Raw genomic sequence first — 17423 nt, 5'->3', positions numbered from 1 at the left:
AATAAATTATAACCTCAGCATTACAGAACGCTAATATTAACTTAAAATTAACCATCAGTTAACTCAGACAACTATCGTAACATTAAGCCTTAAAACGCTTTATTTATTTAAAAAATATACTAACTTTGATGTTGCGCTTAGTAATTGTACTTTATACACTAAGCAGGTTAAAAAATCAATAAAAAATCAAATAAAAATGAGCATAATCGTTAATGTCCATGCCAGACAAATTCTCGATTCGAGAGGCAATCCAACAGTAGAAGTAGAAGTTGTAACAGAAGCAGGTGCTTTTGGCCGTGCAGCTGTACCAAGCGGTGCATCTACTGGACAATATGAGGCTGTTGAATTACGTGATGGTGATAAATCTACATATTTAGGTAAAGGTGTTTTAAAAGCTGTAGAAAATGTAAATACTAAAATTGCTGATGCATTAAGAGGTATTGATGTTTTTGAGCAAAATACAATTGATAAAATCATGTTAGACCTAGATGGTACTGAAAACAAAAGTAACTTAGGTGCTAATGCTATTTTAGGCGTTTCTTTGGCGGCTGCTAAAGCTGCTGCTGATGAAATCGGTCAACCATTATACCGCTATATTGGTGGTGTTAATGCAAACACTTTACCAATTCCGATGATGAACATCATTAACGGTGGTTCTCACTCTGATGCGCCTATCGCTTTCCAGGAATTTATGATTATGCCAGTTGGTGCCCCTTCTTTCTCTGAGGCTTTACGTTGGGGAACTGAAGTTTTCCATAGCTTGAAAAAAATTCTTCACGATAGAGGTTTATCTACTGCTGTAGGTGACGAAGGTGGTTTTGCACCAACTTTTGATGGTACTGAAGATGCAATTGAAACCGTATTAAAAGCAATTGAAACTGCTGGTTACAAACCAGGATCACAGATCTGTTTAGCTTTAGATTGTGCATCGTCTGAGTTCTACAAAGATGGTAAATACGACTATACTAAATTTGAAGGTGCTACTGGTGTAATTCGTTCTAGCGAAGAGCAGGCACAGTATTTAGCCGATCTTTCTGCAAAATATCCAATTATCTCTATTGAAGATGGTATGGACGAGAACGACTGGACTGGCTGGAAAAGCTTAACAGATAAAATCGGCGACCATGTTCAGTTGGTTGGTGATGATTTATTTGTAACCAACGTTACGCGTTTACAACGTGGTATCGACGAGGCTACTGCTAACTCAATTTTGGTAAAAGTAAACCAGATTGGTTCTTTAACTGAAACCATCAATGCAGTAACTTTAGCGCAAAACAGTGGTTATACTTCGGTAATGAGTCACCGTTCTGGTGAAACTGAAGATGTTACCATCGCTGATTTAGCTGTTGCATTAAACTGCGGACAGATTAAAACCGGTTCTGCATCTCGTTCAGACAGGATTGCAAAATACAATCAATTATTACGTATTGAAGAAGAATTAGGTGAAAATGCACGTTTCATCGGTTCAAAATTCAAATACGCTAAGAAATAGTCCTTATGTTGAGTGTCATTCTGAGCTTGTCGAAGAACTTTTCGATAGATGTTTCGACAGGCTCAACATGACAATCCAATTTAATGTTAACAAGTTGAAAAACTTATTTGGAAAACATCCGGAGATTTTAAATCTTCGGATGTTTTTATTTTAATACTATATTTGTTCTACAAACCTTACAGGCTTAATAACGGTTTTCGAGAAAAATATGAAACGTTTAATAGATCTTTTCCGCAATAAATATTTCCTTGCAACTGTCGCTTTTGCGATGTGGATGCTATTTTTCGATAAAAACGATATGATGTCGCAATACGAATACCGTAGTCAGGCCAACAAATTGCAGCAAGAAAAAGAATATTTTGAGAAAGAAACCGCTCAGGTTAAAAAAGATTTAAACGAACTAAACACCAATCTGAATACAGCTGAAAAATTTGCCCGCGAAAAATATTTCATGAAAAAAGACAATGAAGATGTTTTTGTGATTATCCAGGAAGAGAAAAAAGATTAGTTTTCAGTTGACAATTTTCAATTGGCAGTTGACAATCCAACTATTAAACAATTCGCCAAAAAGTTAACCGATTAACCAATTCAAACAGTTAACCATTCGAATGCTCCACATCCTTTACATTATCGCCATAACAGCCGAAGCTATGACTGCTGCGCTTTCTGCTGGTAGACGTGATATGGATTGGGTTGGTGTTTGTATTATTGCCTGGGTTACAGCATTAGGTGGTGGAACAGTTAGAAATGTACTGTTTGGGCATTACCCGATGAGCTGGGTAGAACACCCTGAATATTTAGTGATTACCGCTGCCGCAGCCTTGCTTGCTGCATTTATTGCTTCGATCATGACTAAGCTTAAAAAGTTATTTCTTTATCTCGATGCTTTAGGTTTAGTGGTATTTACCATTATTGGCTGTCAGGTAGCGCAGCAAATCCATTTACCTTATTTAATTGTACTTTTTAGCGGCATGATAACCGGTTGTGCAGGCGGCGTGCTTCGCGATGTACTTTGTAATGAAGTTCCATTTCTTTTTAGAAAAGAGATTTATGCCAGTGCAGCTATTGTTACCGGTGCCATTTATATCGGCATAGAGCATTTTCATGGTTCAGAAATGCTGGCTACTGTTCTGGCTGCCATAGTAGGCTTAACACTAAGGTTGCTTTCCATACGTTTCGAATGGCACATGCCCAAGTTTGTTTACCGGGACGAATGGCACTAAAACAGTTGGGGGTTTTAATTTCCGTAGTGTCAGGTGTTACCAGCTGACACTTTTCGAATTAATCTAAGAGCTTCAACTATTTATCAGAAGATATCTAGCAGTCAGATGAAAACATCTGACTGCCCACCCAACTCCAAACTTAGAGTTCCCCGTTCCGCTTTCTTAAAAACCACTCAACTCCTAGCAAAATCAAAATTAAGCCGAACAGCCATTTCATACTAATCAGTTCATCGTACTTACGGTCTTCGTAGCTGATGGTTTTAATATTTTCATTTTTAGTAATCTCGTCGGCTATTTTAAGCAGGTTTTCTGGCATAAACAATTTGCCATTGCTTTGTTTAGATAGGGTATTTAAAAGCTGGTGATTGGCTGTTGTTTGTTGGAATTCCGAAATCAGCGCATTTATATAAAAACTACCGGTAGCTGTAAATTTCTTTCCGCCCAGTTCGGTATTGGCGTAATAAGAATAATTTCCTGCAGGCATGGTTCCTGCATCTAGCTGATAACCATTTTCTGTTTTAGAAAAAATATAACTAAACACTTTGCCTGCTTCATTTTTAACCTGAAGGTTAACTTCCGACTCATTTACAGGTTGATAGCTATCGTTATAAAGATTGCCATTAAACTGGATGCTTTCATTTTCATCGTAAGCAGACTTTGAAGTAAACACCTTAAACCTCCGCTTATCATCTTTAACCGAAAGGTATTGAACTGTTTTTGAAACCAGGTCGTTTAAAACTGATTGATTACTTTCATTTTCGGCTTCTGAAAGTTTCCAGCGCCATAACCCCTCTCCCATTAAATAACCTGCTTTAGTGCCGTTTTCGTTAGCAAAAAACAACAATGGTTGTTGCGTACTTACTTTGCCTATGCGTTGGTTAAAAACAGGTATTGCGCCTGCATTTACGCTCAACCTTCCAAATGGGCTAAGCAAAGGATCGAAGGTAGAAATTTGTTTTTTATCTTCCTCCGTAAGATTAAAACTAGTAAATCCATTAGCAGGATCGGCATATACTTCCTGGAGCGAACCATTGGTAGCACTTAAATTCACCTGATTTTGGATCTGGTTAAAAGTATTGATATTGCTCTGTGCACCCAAAATATACCAAAGTGGTTTTTTTAGGTTTGTCAACTTCTTGAGAAAGGCTGATGAAATATTCTGCGCATCTGGCAATTGATATAATACAATTAAATCGAATTTAGAAGGATCTGCCGCATTCAAGCCATCAGCAAGGGCTAATTTAGCTTCGTAATGTTTATTGAGTGAAATGGCCTCTTTTAATACGCTTAAATCGGGATGTGGTGCAGCCGCTGCAAGCAATACCTTCTGCCGACCGTCAATAACTTCTACGTAAAAGGTCTGGCTATTATTTCTGGTCGTGATTTCATTTTGTAGGGCTCCCAATTGCACTGTATATTTCTGAACGCCAATTTTACCTGCATGAATCTTAACAGGAATCGTTTTAACAAAAGCGCTTCCATTAATGGCTATGTTCTGTTGCTCAATCTTAGCTCCGTTTTGACTAACCGTTAAAGAGGTGTTTTCACCATTGCTTTGAAAAGCCTGCACTTGAACTTCAACCGTAAAGTCATCATCCAAATACACAATATTATTGTAATTTACATTTGAGATCAATAGATCACGCTTTGGAATACTATCACCCAAGGCAACCGTGTATACCGGGGCATTAATCTGATTAACGCTATACAGCGGATTTCCACCGTGATTAAAAATACCATCCGTAGCTAAAATAATGGCACCAACATTTCTGTTGGTATATTCATCTCTAATTTTCTGAAAAAAGGCCGAAGCATCAGTTAATTTTCCCTGATTTTTAAAATCAAAACCATCTGATACCTGGTCGCCAAAGTGAAGCGTTTTCACTTCGTACTTGTCTGATAGTTTATCTTGTAAAGTTTTGAGGTTTTGCTCATATAATTTTTGGTCGAAACCAACCGCTTTAACCTGACCTACAGAGAGGGAATTATCCTGTCCGATAATAATTATGGGCTTATCTAAGGTGTAATTTAGCGTTTTGATAAGTGGTGCAAATATTAACCAAGCAATGGTAGTTACTGCGATAATCCGTAATGCAGTTAAGCCATACTGAAGTTTTTTATCTAAATTTTTGTTGTCGCGATAAAGCAACCAGGCATACAGCACACCCAAAGCCAAGCAACCGAGAAAAAACAAAATAGATGTACCTGAAAAAAAACTATTCATACTTTTATAAAGATGGTAATTTTGAGGAAATTTTCAAGGGTATTAACCGTAATTGAGCAAAGAATTTACGTAAAGTACCATAATGAAAATGTACATCCTGCAATTTCAAAACTTAGCGTCCTTTGCGCGCGACAATTAGAAAATCTTGGCGACCTTAGCGGTTAAAAAAGATAAATTCGTTAGTTTTAACCAAATCAATCTTTATGAAATTAATCTGTTTAACGTTTCTGCTATCTCTAAGCCTCATGGTGAATGCCCAAAATAATTTTAAAGAAACTCAAATCAAATTTGAAAGAGTAGAAAAGGCCTATAATGAAAAATGGGAAACGCTGAAAAAATTTATTCAGGCTGGTGGTTATGGAGATCAATTCTCTATGATAATCAATGCCTACAAAACTGAAGGCAAACTGGAAGTATGGTTAAGGAGTAATTCTGCTAAAACCTATTCTTTATTCAGAACTTACGATTTCTGTGCACATTCTGGTACTATTGGTCCAAAAGTAATTGAAGGCGACGGACAAACGCCGGAAGGTTTCTACTACGTTAACGTTTTCAACCCAATGAGTAATTTTCACTTATCTCTTGGGGTGAATTACCCAAATACGGTAGATTATGCCAGAACAGGAAAAGATAGAAAACCTGGAGGTGATATTTACATCCACGGCAATTGTGTTACTGTGGGCTGTATTCCATTAACGGACGAAAAAATTAAAGAAGTTTATGTTTTGGGCGTTGAAGCCAGAAATGCAGGTCAGGAGAAGATTCCTGTTAACATCTATCCTTTCAAAATGACAAATGAAAATTTAAAGAAATATTCAGCACAGTTTCCGGCTCAGGCAAGTTTTTGGAAATCATTGCAGCCAGGGTATTTAGCTTTTGAGAAAAATAAAAACCAAGCTAATGTAAGTGAGGTAAAAGGGAAATATGTTGTAAAGTAGTTGAAATGTTATAAAGTTCTGTTCTTAAACAAGGTAAAAGCTAAAAGGCGTAAGGTTTAGGGTAACTACCCGCCTTACGCCTTTACTATTTTACGGCTTTGGAAAGAAAACCTCCACCTTAAACCTTATGCCTTCTACCTCCCTACAGCATCCCACCGCAAACAGATAAAGTTTGACCAGTTACATAAGCGCTCATATCTGATGCTAAGAACACACAAACATTAGCAATATCTTCCGTTTCGCCAGCACGTTTTAATGGAATATCTTTTTCCCAGCCTTCAACAACCTTTGGATCTAAAACCTCAGTCATTTCGGTACGGATAAAGCCTGGTGCAACCACATTAGCACGGATATTCCTCGAACCTAATTCTTTAGCTACTGATTTGGTAAAACCAATAATACCTGCTTTAGAAGCTGCATAATTTGCCTGACCTGCATTACCAGTAATACCAACAACCGAACTCATGTTTATAAAAACACCTTTACGCGCTTTCATCATCACTTTAGAAGCTGCTTTGGTTACATTAAAGATCGATTTTAAGTTAATATTAATCACATCATCCCAGTTTTCTTCGCTCATACGCATTAACAAACCATCTTTAGTAATACCAGCATTGTTTACCACAATATCAATGGTCCCGAATTCAGCTACAATATCATTGATCAATTGCTCAGCTTCAGCAAATTTAGACGCATCAGAACGGTAACCTTTAACCTTTGTTCCAAAACTTTGTAATTCTTGTTCCAAGGCTTCACCTTTTTCTACTGATGATAAATAGGTGAATGCTACATTAGCACCCTGCGCTGCAAATTTCTCCGCTATTTTACGGCCAATTCCTTTAGATGCGCCGGTAATTAACGCTGTTTTTCCTTCTAATAATTTCATTATGAAATGTTGTAAAATTGAAATATTTTAATGTTGTAAAGTTATAATTTAAAGCAATAAAAGATTATGCTTTTTTCCGGCTAAGCTGAAAAACGTTTCCCTCTATGTCCTCCCCGTCGCAAAAAAGAAAATCAATGCCTTCAAAAGATTTGATATCTTTCATTTTTGCACCTCTTTCTATAAGTTTTTTTCGAACCTCTTCAATATCTTCTTCAATACTGAAAACTAGTTTAACATTACTTTCTGCATGAAAAGAATCCTCATTTCTGAATGAGTCCCCAATCCGATGAAATGCAATTTCGATAACTCCTGCGTTGAAAACTAGCCATTCGTTTTCAATTTCTTCGATTAACGAAAAATTAAAAATGGACTGATAAAAGACCTTTAGCGCACTAATATCATTACCGAATAAAATTATTCTGCTCAGTTTCATATCAATAAATTATACTGCAGGTTCCTGCTGACTCAAACAATGAAAGCTTCCCAATCCCCAGATAATATCTACTGAATTAATACCGATCACTTTCCGATCAGGGAAACAATCTTGAATAATATCTAAAGCTTTCTGGTCGTTTACATCGTTAAAAATCGGAACAATTACTGCTGCATTGGCAATGTAAAAGTTTGCATATGAGGCAGGCAAACGAGTATCTTCATGAATAACTGGCGAAGGCATTGGCAATTCAACAATGTTCAATGGTCTACCATCTTTAAGCTTCATGGCTTTTAGGGCCTCTAGATTCTCTTGTAACAAGATATAATTTTCATCCAGCGGGTTGCTTTCTACAACAGTTAAAACCGTGTCTTCATTTACAAAACGCGTAATATCATCAATATGGCCATCCGTATCATCTCCAACAATTCCATCACCCAACCATAATACCTGATCTTGGCCATAATATTCTAGCAAATATTGTTCAATCTGCGCTTTGGTTAAATGTGGATTACGGTTTTTGTTCAATAAACAGGCTGTTGTGGTTAAAACTGTTCCGGCACCATTAAACTCTACTGAACCTCCTTCCATCACAATATCTGGTGTAAATAAAGGCAGATTGAAATGTTTGGCAATTTTAGTTGGCACAACGTCGTCTAGATCAAATGGTGGATATTTTCCACCCCAGGCATTGTATCCCCAATCTACAACAGCTTTTTCATTTCCTTTCAGCACAATTGCAGGACCATGGTCACGGCACCAGGCATCGTTGGTTTCGTTGAAATAAAATTTAATCTGGCTTAAATCGGCACCTATTTTTGTTAATTCAGAAACCGCAAAAGCTTTCATTTCTTCATCCTTAACATTGATGCGTACCTTTTCACCTTCAGCAACAGCTTTAATAAACTGGCAATACGGTTCGTAAATTGTTTCGATCTTTCCAGGCCATGAAGCTTCTTTATGCGGCCAGCTCAACCAGGTAGCTTCATGCTTGGCCCACTCGGCAGGAAAAGCATAACCCTGCTGCTTTGGAGAATAATCGAATTGATTAATATTTAAATTTTCTCTAGGAGGGAAATTTGACATCTGATTTAATTTATAAAATGAATGGTCCGTGAGGACACGAACCATGGATTCTCGTTTTATGCTTTGGTCTTTAAGCTTAGTCGCCATCAATATATCTCTTAGTAATCGGCTGGTAAGAATCTATTCTTCTATCCCTTAAAAAAGGCCAGTGTTTCCGGAAGAAATCAGATTCTGATAAATCGAGTTCAACCACCTCGGTTTCTTCCTGATCGTGAGAACCCAAATAAAGTATTTTGCCCTGTCCATTTGTGGCGAAACTTCCACCCCAGAATTTCATTGCACCATCTTGCTCAAAACCTACACGGTTTACACTTACTACAGGCACACCGTTTGCAACTGCATGCGAACGTTGGATCGTTTGCCAAGCATTGTATTGATCTTGATTGGTTTCTTCATCCTGGTCAGTCGCCCAGCCAATTGCGGTCGGATAGAACATGATATCGGCACCCATTAAAGCCGTAATACGTGAAGCTTCAGGATACCATTGATCCCAACAGATCAGGATACCAATTTTAGCAAACTTGGTTTGGAATACCTTGTAACCCAAGTCGCCTGGGGTGAAATAGAACTTTTCGTAGAAAGCAGGGTCATCAGGAATATGCATTTTACGGTATTTACCTAAATATGAACCGTCGGCATCTAAAACAGCTGCGGTATTGTGATACAAACCTTCAGCACGTTTCTCAAACAAAGAAGCAATAATTACCACACCCAATTCTTTCGCTACCACCTGTAAAGCATCAGTAGATGGCCCTGGAATAGCTTCAGCTAAGTCGAAATTGTCGTAATCTTCAACATCACAGAAATACAAAGAAGTAAAAAGCTCTTGCAAACACACAATCTGTGCACCTTTTGCAGCGGCTTCCCTTACTTTCGTAATCGCTTTATCTAAATTTTCCTGCTTATCTTTAGTACAGCTCATCTGCACCAAGCCAACTTTTACCTTCTTCATTTTTTAAAATTATTGGATGAGAGAACGGTTGAATGTGTACTTTCACAGTATCATTCAGCCATTCAAAATTCTATCATTCTAAATCGGCTGCAAAGTTACTAAAAAGGTTTAAGGTATAGGGGCTGCGGTTGTAAGTTATATAAAAAAGTAAATGTAATTAGAACCAGCTTTCTTTTACTGTTGCCTACCTGTATAACAAGTTTAAGATTCCTTTTTTCATGTCGATCTCTACCCTATCGTTTAAAACATAGTTTTTAAGGATACTGGGTTTCGTTTCAAGGATTATTTCCCTCCCTGTTTGGTCCTGTATGGTAAGTTCATATAAATCAACTGATTTATAACGCCCTTTTTTTTCGATTTTCTTTATTACAACCCCCTTAATTTTAACAACTTCATTTCTTTCATATATCGAATTCATAAAAGTTAATGCGCAACCTAACAAACTCCTCACTACAATAAAATAGATTATAATGATGAGGAATAATGTTTTCACCATCGAATCCAATAAAATGTAATCGCCACTTTTAAGTTTGCGATAAATAAAATATATCATTCCAGATATACCCACTGATAAAGTGATATAATCGATTATCTTCTTCGCTTTGGCACATTCATATAAATCAAACCGTAATGGATAGAAAATTAAAAAGCCACTAATAGCAATTAGTAAAACAATAAAAAACGTAATCTTCCTATTATTCATTTTTAGTTTTATAGTTGGAAATTAAAGCATCGAAAATTAAGATAAAAAGCCCCAGTTTACGCCAGGGCTTTCGGTTTTAATTTAAAACCGATTAAGGATTAATATTATCCTTTTTAGGTTTTGGTTTTGTTTCTACAATTCCCGCTACGGCAACTACCTCTTTACGTTTTTCGGGATCCATGAGTTCCATTAGTTTCAAGCCCAGTAGGCCATCCATAGCCGATCCTCCATGATTACCGCCACTACCACCAATCAACACGTCAGGAATCAGTTTCACGTTACCTTTAGATAACTCTTCTGTAATTTTATAACGGGTAAAGTTTTCGCCACCCAAAGCCTTAACAGCAAGCTCATAAGCCTCGGCAGTTGATTTACCTACGGCTAAAATTTTACCCGCTTCGGCACTGCCAGTTAACGAAATCTGCTCTGCTTCTGCTGACGCTCTTAACTTAATCGCTTCCGAATCGGCCTGTGCTCTTGCTTTGGTTGCTTCTGCTTCTGCATGCGCCCTCATTTTAGTGGCCTCAGCCTCTGCTCCTACTGCCAGTTTTACTCCGGCCGCATCACCTTCTGATTTTTTTACCGTTGCACTTGCAGTACGTTCGGCAATCTCTACACTTTGTTGTGCTTTCACAATATCTTTTTGCATATCAGCAATCGCTGTTTCTTTCTCCATCCCCTGACGTGTTTCTTGGGCCTGTTTTTGGGTTTCGTAAGTAACCTTTTGCTCTTCCGCAATTTTACGGTCAGTTAAGGTTTTCATTAAAGACTCTGGCGGAACAATATCACCGATTAGCGTATCCACCGCGTTTACATTATATTCATCAAGCACCTTCCGAATGTGTTCTTTAGCCGATTCCTGACGCTCTTTACGGGTACTCAAGAAAGCAATTACATCACTGCCTTGTGCAGAGTTACGGAAATAGTTACCAATAGTAGGTTCCAAAACCTGCGAAACCAGATTTACCATATTACCAAAACGGGCAATTACTTTAGGTGCTTCGGTAGTAGGCACGTGGATAATCTGTGCCACATCTAAATTAAACGGGAAACCATCTCTCGAACGCACAGTAATGGTGGATAGGTTTTTATCCAGATTGTGTGCTTCGCTGCGTGCCGATGCCCAGTTCAATACCAAATTGGTTGTAGGCACCAGTTCTACCTTCATAATGTACTTATTAATTGGGTATTTACCAGGGCCAAGTGGTTCCAGCCAAACCCCTTTCGATCCTTTAGCCACAATATTTCCATGTTTAAAATCGACACCAGTTAAATCATCTCCTTCTTTACCAATGAATGAAATCACTACTCCTACATAACCAATGGCAATTTCAGTCATGGGGATTTCTTCTAACTGAATAGCCCAGGGATTGAGGTTATAAGAACCGGCTAAAATTACCTGCGGCTGCAAACCGCGGTTACCACCTTGTTTAACAAAGGCATCAAAATCCTGAAAATTATTATGCCCCTCTACCAGTTTACCGGCAATCTGATTGGCCTCAATAGGCAAGCCATCCAAAGTAGTTACAATACCTACCATACTTTCCTGAATCCGGATCATATCAGTAACCGAGACCTGAAATAACATGGTATTGATACGATAAGAACCCGAGGTAATATAAGAGGTTTGCCGACCTCTCTGACCGCCATTTTCGAGGAATTTCACGGCATCCTGAAAATTATCAGACTCCACTTTTTGTCCGAGGATATTCCCTGTTGGGATCTCTGCTCCATCTTTGGCCATAATCAGCCCGATTTTACCTTCCGGGATGATGGTAAATTGTTCCATGGTTACGCTGTACTGCCAGAACCACATCCCAAAATATAACCCTGGCGCCAGAGTTTTTCCCTGGAAACCAGCTTCGCCTTTAATAGCGATAATCCGTCCATCGGGCAGCTCCCGGTCGGAGCCAAAGAGCACGAATTTTTTGGTAATCAACCCAATTCTATCTTCGGGTACAATCACCATCCCGAATAAGAAACGTAAAATATATTTGTATAAAACCACGCACAACAGTGCCACTAAAACCCACCAATAATTAGAAATGAGCGCTTCCATAATGTTTTGTATTTTTCTGTTTTTTAAACTCGATAAACCATTTATCAAGCACGATATAGATATCAAACGGTGTGCTTTGTTACTGTTTTTAACACTTATTTTTAAACTATTTTTTATTGATTCTAAGGCCTAAAAGACGATGTAGGATCGAATGAAAGTAAAGAACCAACTGCAGATGACATTTTGAAGATTACCCCAGCTAAACGCTTATAAACGCTAAAAACTACCCTTTTAGGTTTTATGATATAGCGGGGGAAATTTTAAATGTACAAATTACAATTAATAGGAAAAACATGTCCTTTTTTAGACCTATATCAATGACCAGATTGGAGTACACCTGTGAGACTTGGGGCTAACCCAAAAGTGCAGGAACTCACTTTTCAAATGATTTTAAACACTAAGATACAGAGATCATAAGTTTTATAAGCCAATTTCTTCCCGATACTCTTGCTGTAACTCAAACAGGCATTTGGCGCAGAGACAGCCATCGTACAGCTCAGAGATATGCTGTACTTCGTTTATACTAAGCTGTACCACACTGCACTGGCACTTGGTATAAGCATTTGCTTTGCACTCAATAGCGGTTCCACATCTTTCGCAGGGAATGATTTCGTGTTTGGCGCTATGGAAATGTGCAGACATTTTTAATATTCAATTGTTCGCGGGTTCATTAGTCATTAGTGAAATTCTCTATTGGCTTTTTTAAAACCAATGAACCAATGGCGAATGAACTATTGAACTAAACACAAAAGTAAGGACAAAAAATAAGGTTTTGAGCATTTGCCCAAAACCTTACGATATTATTAGATTCGTCATCCTGAACTTGTTTCAGGATCTGCTTGATAGATGCTGAACTAAATTCAGCATGACGATTATTCGAGACTAACCTGAGCAACTAATGCAACCTTCTTCCATTGAACAAACTGGTCCGTCAACGATTTCTTCTGCAACCTGATCTTGTGTCATTTCAGCAGGGATAACGGCTTCAATTGCTTTACCACCTTGATTCTCTACTGTAAATTTAACTGCCTGAGAAGCGGCTTGTGTACGCAAGTAATACATACCAGTTTTTAAACCTTTTTCCCATGCATAGAAGTGCATTGAAGTTAATTTTGATGTATTTGGTGCATTTACGAACAAGTTTAACGATTGCGACTGGCAGATATAGGCACCACGATCGGCAGCCATATCGATGATATTACGCATCTTGATCTCCCAAACGGTTTTATACAATTCTTTAATATAATCTGGAATGGAATCAATAGCCTGGATTGAACCGTTAGCCAAAATGATCTGGTTTTTCATATCATTGTTCCATAAACCTAATGCAACTAAGTCTTTCAATAAATGTTTGTTTACCACTACAAACTCTCCACTTAATACACGACGGGTGTAAATGTTAGAGGTATATGGTTCGAAACATTCGTTGTTACCTAAAATCTGAGAAGTAGATGCAGTTGGCATTGGCGCAACCAATAATGAGTTGTAAACCCCATCTTTAACTACTTTTTTGCGCAATGCATTCCAGTCCCAACGGCCGCTATCTGGCGTAACATTCCATAAATCGAACTGGAATTTACCTTTAGACAATGGAGAACCTTTAAACGTTTGATAAGGACCATGTTTCACCGCTAAATCGTGTGAAGCTGTCATCGAAGCAAAATAAATCGTCTCGAAAATATCTTTATTCAAACGTTTAGCCTCATCACTTTCGAAAGGCAAACGTAATAAGATAAAGGCATCAGCCAACCCTTGTACACCTAAACCAACGGGACGATGGCGCATGTTAGAGTTTTCAGCTTCCTGAACAGGATAATAGTTATGATCGATGATTTTGTTCAGGTTTAAAGTAGCCTGATAGGTTACATCGTATAATTTTTGGTGATCAAATTGTCCGTTGATTACGAAACGAGGTAAAGCCAATGATGCTAAGTTACAAACCGCAACTTCATCTTTAGAAGTATACTCAATAATTTCGGTACATAAGTTAGAACTTTTAATGGTACCTAAGTTCTGTTGGTTAGATTTGCTGTTCGCGGCATCTTTAAACAACATGTATGGCGTACCAGTTTCGATCTGCGAATCTAAGATAGCAAACCAAAGTTCTTGTGCTTTAATGGTTTTACGACCACGGCCTTCTGCTTCGTATTTAGTGTAAAGTTCTTCGAATTCTTTTCCGAAACAATCTGCCAAACCTGGTGCTTCGTGCGGGCAGAATAAGGTCCAATCGCCATTATCTTTAACACGTTGCATAAACAAATCGTTAATCCAAAGGGCATAGAACAAATCGCGCGCGCGCATTTCTTCTTTACCATGGTTTTTACGAAGATCTAAGAATTCGAAAACATCTGCATGCCAAGGCTCTAAATAGATGGCAAAAGCACCTTTACGTTTACCCCCACCCTGATCTACATAACGTGCAGTATCATTAAATACACGTAACATTGGGATAATACCGTTACTTGTGCCGTTTGTTCCACCAATGTACGATCCTGTTGCGCGGATGTTGTGGATGCTTAGACCAATACCACCAGCACTTTGCGAAATTTTAGCTGTTTGTTTTAAAGTATCGTAAATACCTTCGATGCTATCATCTTGCATAGTTAACAAGAAACATGATGACATTTGCGGTTTTGGTGTAGCTGCATTAAACAAAGTTGGCGTAGCGTGTGTAAACCAACGCTCGCTCATTAAGTTATAGGTTTTAATTGCACTCTCGATATCTTCTTTGTGGATACCAACAGAAACACGCATAAACAAATGTTGGGGGCGCTCTACAATCTGACCATTAACTTTTAAAAGGTAAGATTTTTCTAAAGTTTTGAAACCGAAATAATCGAAGCCGAAATCGCGGTCGTAAATGATAGAACTATCTAAAATATCCTTGTTTTTTTCTATGATCTCATAAACATCATCAGCAATAAGAGGAGCCTCTTTCTGCGCTTTCGGGTCGAAATATTCGTACAACATTTTCATCGTACCCGAGAATGATTTAGTAGTATTTTTATGCAAGTTCGAAACCGCAATACGCGATGCCAGCAAAGCATAATCAGGGTGCTTCGTTGTTAGCGATGCTGCAGTTTCTGCGGCAAGGTTATCCAACTCCGACGTGGTTACACCATCATATAAACCTTCGATAACCTTTTTGGCTACATCGATCGGATCTACCAGATCTGAATTTAAACCATAGCACAACTTTTGAATACGGGCTGTGATTTTGTCAAATTGCACCGCTTCTTTGCGGCCATCTCTTTTTAGTACGAACATATTTTATGAGATTTTAAGTTAATATTTAGTAGCGAGTATCAAGCATCAAGACTTAATGATCACTTTGTATCTTTTGTTATTTATTTTAGTAGTATCAAGTAACAGGTATCGAGTATCAAGATTTTAATAGCAAGATTAAATCTTCCGCCTTCTACCTTTTAACCCTTTACCCTAGAAGTCTTCATCTAAAGAAAACGCTTGTTTATTATTATCAGCAGCGGTTAATACACCACTTTTCTGATAATCGCCCACACGTTTCTCGAAGAAATTGGTTTTACCCTGCAATGAAATCATTTCCATAAAATCGAATGGATTGGTTGCATTGTAGATTTTTTTGTAACCCAACTCCTGTAACCATCTATCGGCTACAAACTCGATATATTGACTCATTAATTTTGCATTCATACCAATCAGTGCAACTGGCAAGGCATCAGTAATAAATTCTTTTTCAATTTCTACGGCATCGCTGATGATCGAGTGAACCTGTTCTTCGCTTAGTTTATTGCTCAACATGCTGTACAACAAGCAGGCAAATTCACAGTGAGAACCTTCATCTCTCGAGATTAACTCATTACTGAAAGTTAATCCAGGCATTAAGCCACGTTTCTTTAACCAGAAGATAGAGCAGAAACTTCCGCTGAAGAAAATACCTTCAACCGCAGCAAATGCCACTAAACGCTCGGCAAAAGTTCCGTTTTCAATCCAGCGTAAAGCCCATTCTGCTTTCCTTTTTACCGCCGGTACGGTATCGATAGCATGGAACAAACGGTCTTTTTCTTCAGGATCTTTAATATAAGTATCGATTAACAGGGCGTAGGTTTCAGCATGAATGTTTTCCATCATAATCTGGAAACCATAAAAACAACGTGCTTCTGGCAATTGAACCTCACTCATGAAGTTTACGGCAAGATTTTCGTTCACGATACCATCACTAGCAGAAAAGAAAGCAAGGATGTGAGAAATGAAATGCCTTTCGCCATCATTTAAATTGTCCCAGTGTTTCTGATCATCAGAGAGGTCAATCTCTTCTGCAGTCCAAAAACTAGCTTCGGTCTTTTTATACATTTCCCAAATTGCCGGGTACTTAATCGGCAAAAGCACAAATCTATCTTTATTTTCTTGTAGTAATAATTCCTGTTCCATACGCTGATATTTTAATTCCATTTTTAACAGAGCCGACAAAGGCACGCATCCATCAATTTTATATGATGATTGTAATGTCTTTATCAAAACGCTGTTGTGAAAGTGCTAACCCTATTGCCTGGCAAACAACTGAGTTTTTAGTTCGGAAAATTTAAAATTGCAATCAGAATGATATACGCATAAATTACTAAAAACTAAGCTTTTATATTTGTTTTCAAGCGCAAGAAGTTAAAGAACTTTGTTATAACAAATATATATACGGTGGCCCTTTTTTGTGAACCAAAGTTGTTAACACCCCACCCAATTGTTGGGGAAAAACGATCAGCCAAATATCATTTTCAAGCAAAAAAAAAGCTAATTGTTTCTTTTCAAGGGTTTAGCAAACAAAAATGAGTGTTAATAACTTAAATTTGAGGGGTATAATCGGCACTAAATAGAGCTAATAGGAGTATTACTCAACCGTGTAACTGAGTTTCACTTTGGCAATGCCTTTACGAAAGATACCGATCTGTTTTGCAGCACGTTCAGACAGATCTATGGCCAATCTTTTAGAAAAAGGACCACGGTCATTTACCTTTACTACTACCGATTTTCCGTTATCTGGATTGGTTACTGTAACCATAGTGCCAAATGGCAGGGTACGATGGGCGGCTGTTAGTTTTTTTGCCCGGTATTTGGCCCCGCTGGTGGTTCGGCGGCCTTCAAATTTTCTGTGATAATAAGTGGCGAGAACTGTTTTTTTGATGCTATCCGGTTCGTTTGATGAATCAGAATCTTGTGCTTTACCTTGTAAAAACAGGAAACAAAAACTTAATAACAACAGATACTTCATAGGCTAAATTTTCTTTATCGAGCCTGCAAATATAAGTATTTAGTTTAAAATGAAGCTGTTAATTAACATCTGCCCGCCAAAACAGGACTCTTTAACCCTATGCCACGCCATTGCTTTACCTGCAAAATCGCTACATAACACCATGTCAGGTAAGGTTTTTGCCTGTTGAAAAAAATCTCAACACA

The 17423-nt window shown here is 38.0% G+C and carries 15 protein-coding genes; 4 read left to right on the top strand and 11 right to left on the bottom strand.

Features of this window, described 5'->3' with window-relative positions:
* The first annotated feature begins 196 nt into the window (after positions 1 to 196).
* The 3 genes from eno (at position 197) to HDC90_RS04170 (ending at position 2715) form a co-directional block, all read left to right on the top strand.
* On the top strand, positions 197 to 1492 hold the full coding sequence (eno, locus tag HDC90_RS04180) for a phosphopyruvate hydratase (RefSeq protein WP_184464169.1): 1296 nt from the start codon (positions 197 to 199) through the stop codon (positions 1490 to 1492).
* A 208-nt stretch (positions 1493 to 1700) separates the two neighbouring features.
* Positions 1701 to 2000 carry a septum formation initiator family protein gene (locus HDC90_RS04175; protein WP_184464167.1) on the top strand — a complete coding sequence of 100 codons (300 nt, stop codon included), beginning with the start codon at positions 1701 to 1703 and terminating at the stop codon, positions 1998 to 2000.
* A gap of 100 nt (positions 2001 to 2100) precedes the next feature.
* Entirely contained in the window at positions 2101 to 2715 is a 615-nt protein-coding gene (locus HDC90_RS04170; RefSeq protein WP_184464165.1) for a trimeric intracellular cation channel family protein, read from the top strand.
* A gap of 139 nt (positions 2716 to 2854) precedes the next feature.
* Here HDC90_RS04170 and HDC90_RS04165 read toward each other — a convergent pair whose 3' ends face one another.
* Positions 2855 to 4939: a hypothetical protein gene (locus tag HDC90_RS04165; protein ID WP_184464163.1), complete on the bottom strand. Its 2085-nt coding sequence runs from the start codon at positions 4937 to 4939 to the stop codon at positions 2855 to 2857.
* A 203-nt stretch (positions 4940 to 5142) separates the two neighbouring features.
* Between HDC90_RS04165 and HDC90_RS04160 the strand changes: the two genes are divergently transcribed.
* Complete coding sequence (locus tag HDC90_RS04160) at positions 5143 to 5877, top strand: murein L,D-transpeptidase family protein (RefSeq protein WP_184464161.1); 735 nt, start codon at positions 5143 to 5145, stop codon at positions 5875 to 5877.
* Positions 5878 to 6019: 142 nt separating this feature from the next.
* On the opposite strand, the gene fabG is transcribed toward HDC90_RS04160, so the two are convergent.
* From fabG to HDC90_RS04110, 10 genes are all read right to left on the bottom strand, one after another.
* Positions 6020 to 6763 carry a 3-oxoacyl-[acyl-carrier-protein] reductase gene (fabG, locus tag HDC90_RS04155; RefSeq protein WP_184464159.1) on the bottom strand — a complete coding sequence of 248 codons (744 nt, stop codon included), beginning with the start codon at positions 6761 to 6763 and terminating at the stop codon, positions 6020 to 6022.
* A 64-nt stretch (positions 6764 to 6827) separates the two neighbouring features.
* A complete protein-coding gene (locus tag HDC90_RS04150) occupies positions 6828 to 7196 on the bottom strand; it encodes a VOC family protein (protein ID WP_184464157.1) in 369 nt (122 codons plus the stop codon).
* 9 nt (positions 7197 to 7205) lie between these two features.
* Positions 7206 to 8282, bottom strand: a complete 1077-nt coding sequence (locus tag HDC90_RS04145; protein WP_184464155.1) for an agmatine/peptidylarginine deiminase — start codon at positions 8280 to 8282, stop codon at positions 7206 to 7208.
* Between the two features lie 76 nt (positions 8283 to 8358).
* Entirely contained in the window at positions 8359 to 9234 is an 876-nt protein-coding gene (locus HDC90_RS04140) for a carbon-nitrogen hydrolase (protein WP_184464153.1), read from the bottom strand.
* Between the two features lie 184 nt (positions 9235 to 9418).
* A complete protein-coding gene (locus HDC90_RS04135; protein ID WP_184464151.1) occupies positions 9419 to 9937 on the bottom strand; it encodes a hypothetical protein in 519 nt (172 codons plus the stop codon).
* Positions 9938 to 10028: 91 nt separating this feature from the next.
* Positions 10029 to 11996 carry an SPFH domain-containing protein gene (locus HDC90_RS04130; protein ID WP_184464149.1) on the bottom strand — a complete coding sequence of 656 codons (1968 nt, stop codon included), beginning with the start codon at positions 11994 to 11996 and terminating at the stop codon, positions 10029 to 10031.
* 420 nt (positions 11997 to 12416) lie between these two features.
* Positions 12417 to 12638 (bottom strand): cysteine-rich CWC family protein, encoded by a 222-nt coding sequence (locus tag HDC90_RS04125; protein ID WP_184464147.1) that lies wholly within the window; start codon positions 12636 to 12638, stop codon positions 12417 to 12419.
* Between the two features lie 240 nt (positions 12639 to 12878).
* Positions 12879 to 15263: a ribonucleoside-diphosphate reductase subunit alpha gene (locus HDC90_RS04120; RefSeq protein ID WP_184464145.1), complete on the bottom strand. Its 2385-nt coding sequence runs from the start codon at positions 15261 to 15263 to the stop codon at positions 12879 to 12881.
* Positions 15264 to 15434: 171 nt separating this feature from the next.
* A complete protein-coding gene (locus HDC90_RS04115; protein WP_255497476.1) occupies positions 15435 to 16427 on the bottom strand; it encodes a ribonucleoside-diphosphate reductase small subunit in 993 nt (330 codons plus the stop codon).
* Between the two features lie 430 nt (positions 16428 to 16857).
* Positions 16858 to 17238 carry a septal ring lytic transglycosylase RlpA family protein gene (locus tag HDC90_RS04110; protein ID WP_184464143.1) on the bottom strand — a complete coding sequence of 127 codons (381 nt, stop codon included), beginning with the start codon at positions 17236 to 17238 and terminating at the stop codon, positions 16858 to 16860.
* Positions 17239 to 17423: the final 185 nt, after the last annotated feature.

It is taken from the genome of Pedobacter sp. AK013, from assembly GCF_014205835.1.
Lineage (GTDB): Bacteria > Bacteroidota > Bacteroidia > Sphingobacteriales > Sphingobacteriaceae > Pedobacter.
Note: the sequence above shows the minus strand (reverse complement) of the source record. Positions and strands in the feature narration are given on the sequence as shown.

Excerpts from the sequence above, each read along its gene's own strand:
- eno (WP_184464169.1), top strand. The coding sequence starts at position 197 with ATGAGCATAATCGTTAATGTCCATGCCAGACAAATTCTCGATTCGAGA.
- HDC90_RS04175 (WP_184464167.1), top strand. The coding sequence starts at position 1,701 with ATGAAACGTTTAATAGATCTTTTCCGCAATAAATATTTCCTTGCAACT.
- HDC90_RS04170 (WP_184464165.1), top strand. The coding sequence starts at position 2,101 with ATGCTCCACATCCTTTACATTATCGCCATAACAGCCGAAGCTATGACT.
- HDC90_RS04165 (WP_184464163.1), bottom strand. The coding sequence starts at position 4,939 with ATGAATAGTTTTTTTTCAGGTACATCTATTTTGTTTTTTCTCGGTTGC.
- HDC90_RS04160 (WP_184464161.1), top strand. The coding sequence starts at position 5,143 with ATGAAATTAATCTGTTTAACGTTTCTGCTATCTCTAAGCCTCATGGTG.
- fabG (WP_184464159.1), bottom strand. The coding sequence starts at position 6,763 with ATGAAATTATTAGAAGGAAAAACAGCGTTAATTACCGGCGCATCTAAA.
- HDC90_RS04150 (WP_184464157.1), bottom strand. The coding sequence starts at position 7,196 with ATGAAACTGAGCAGAATAATTTTATTCGGTAATGATATTAGTGCGCTA.
- HDC90_RS04145 (WP_184464155.1), bottom strand. The coding sequence starts at position 8,282 with ATGTCAAATTTCCCTCCTAGAGAAAATTTAAATATTAATCAATTCGAT.
- HDC90_RS04140 (WP_184464153.1), bottom strand. The coding sequence starts at position 9,234 with ATGAAGAAGGTAAAAGTTGGCTTGGTGCAGATGAGCTGTACTAAAGAT.
- HDC90_RS04135 (WP_184464151.1), bottom strand. The coding sequence starts at position 9,937 with ATGAATAATAGGAAGATTACGTTTTTTATTGTTTTACTAATTGCTATT.
- HDC90_RS04130 (WP_184464149.1), bottom strand. The coding sequence starts at position 11,996 with ATGGAAGCGCTCATTTCTAATTATTGGTGGGTTTTAGTGGCACTGTTG.
- HDC90_RS04125 (WP_184464147.1), bottom strand. The coding sequence starts at position 12,638 with ATGTCTGCACATTTCCATAGCGCCAAACACGAAATCATTCCCTGCGAA.
- HDC90_RS04120 (WP_184464145.1), bottom strand. The coding sequence starts at position 15,263 with ATGTTCGTACTAAAAAGAGATGGCCGCAAAGAAGCGGTGCAATTTGAC.
- HDC90_RS04115 (WP_255497476.1), bottom strand. The coding sequence starts at position 16,427 with ATGGAATTAAAATATCAGCGTATGGAACAGGAATTATTACTACAAGAA.
- HDC90_RS04110 (WP_184464143.1), bottom strand. The coding sequence starts at position 17,238 with ATGAAGTATCTGTTGTTATTAAGTTTTTGTTTCCTGTTTTTACAAGGT.